Origin of the sequence: Novosphingobium sp. KN65.2 (assembly GCF_001368935.1) — a bacterium.
GTDB classification, from domain to species: Bacteria; Pseudomonadota; Alphaproteobacteria; order Sphingomonadales; family Sphingomonadaceae; genus Novosphingobium; species Novosphingobium mathurense.
The window spans coordinates 1-1,104 of sequence record NZ_CCBH010000042.1; the positions used below are offsets into that span (position 1 = coordinate 1).

Sequence of the window (1,104 nt, forward strand, 5' to 3'; positions counted from 1 at the left end):
CCAGCTGAGCTACGGGCGCGTTGGAGTGGCGCCTTTAGAAAGGGATTCGCCTCGGGTCAACGCCTATATCGTCTTTCTTGCAAGGAAACTGCACAGGGCCTCTGCCAGAGGGTAGTCCAGCGGCGGCATCGACAGGCCGTGGATCGCCCCGCAGGCGTGCCATGCGATGGCTTCGGCCTCATGGGGGTGCGGTTCGCCCTGCCAGCGACTGCATGCGTAAAGAAGGATTACAAGCGGCCGGGAGGGCCCCTTCCCGCCGGCAGTCGATCCACTGGCAAAGCCCACCGGCACCAGCGCATCGGGTTCGATTCGCACGGCCAGTTCTTCTTCCAGCTCGCGTACGGCAGCCATTTCAGGGCTTTCGCCGTCCTCAACCTTGCCCCCCGGGAATTCCCATAGCCCTCCGTGCACGGCGGAGAAATTCCGTTGTTGCATGAGGATGCGATCATCCGCAGCGCGCAGGGCGACGGCGACAACCAACATAGGTGTAAAAGATTTTTCCAGATCGAAGCGCCTTTTTAAGAATGAATTAAGCCCAAGATGAGATGTCCCGGATTACTAGGGGAACTGCGGGGTACTCATGATACGCAAAGACATCCTGCCGAAACTATACGCTGACGAGAGCGGTGCCTCTGCCGTCGAATATGCGTTGATACTCGGCCTGGTGGTTCTGGTCGTCATCGTGTCGATCGATTCCGTTGCCACTGTCACCCTCGATATGTGGACCGACATCGCCGACAAGACGGCCACTGCAGTCAGCGGAACCTAGTGGATCAATCGATTTAAGCATTTTTCAACGAATGATCCTTAATTCAGGAAGATGTCCGGATCGCTAATGGGGTTTTGAGCAGGCCGGACCGGGTACACAAGACTGCACTTATCAGGAGACACGACATGAAGTTTCTCGCCAAGCTGCGCCGCAATGAAGAAGGCGCAACCGCAATCGAATACGGTCTGATCGCTGCTCTGATCGCGGTTGCCGCGATCGCCGCCATGCAGGGCATGGGCTCGCAGCTCACCTCGACCTTCGAAAAGACGTCTTCGGCGATGGCCAGCACCTAATTCGGCGCAGACGCACCAAGAATAGGATCGGGGGGGGGGGGG

3 protein-coding genes are annotated in these 1,104 nt (G+C 58.2%); 2 read left to right on the top strand and 1 reads right to left on the bottom strand.

Features of this window, described 5'->3' with window-relative positions; all coding sequences use genetic code 11:
- Positions 1-63: 63 nt before the first annotated feature.
- Positions 64-483 carry a (deoxy)nucleoside triphosphate pyrophosphohydrolase gene (locus SPHV1_RS01380; RefSeq protein ID WP_054944333.1) on the bottom strand — a complete coding sequence of 140 codons (420 nt, stop codon included), beginning with the start codon at positions 481-483 and terminating at the stop codon, positions 64-66.
- 97 nt (positions 484-580) lie between these two features.
- Between SPHV1_RS01380 and SPHV1_RS01385 the strand changes: the two genes are divergently transcribed.
- Complete coding sequence (locus SPHV1_RS01385; RefSeq protein WP_231634377.1) at positions 581-769, top strand: Flp family type IVb pilin; 189 nt, start codon at positions 581-583, stop codon at positions 767-769.
- Between the two features lie 125 nt (positions 770-894).
- The gene (locus SPHV1_RS01390) at positions 895-1,062 is read left to right on the top strand and encodes a Flp family type IVb pilin (protein WP_054944334.1); all 168 of its coding nucleotides are present in this window, start codon (positions 895-897) and stop codon (positions 1,060-1,062) included.
- Positions 1,063-1,104: the final 42 nt, after the last annotated feature.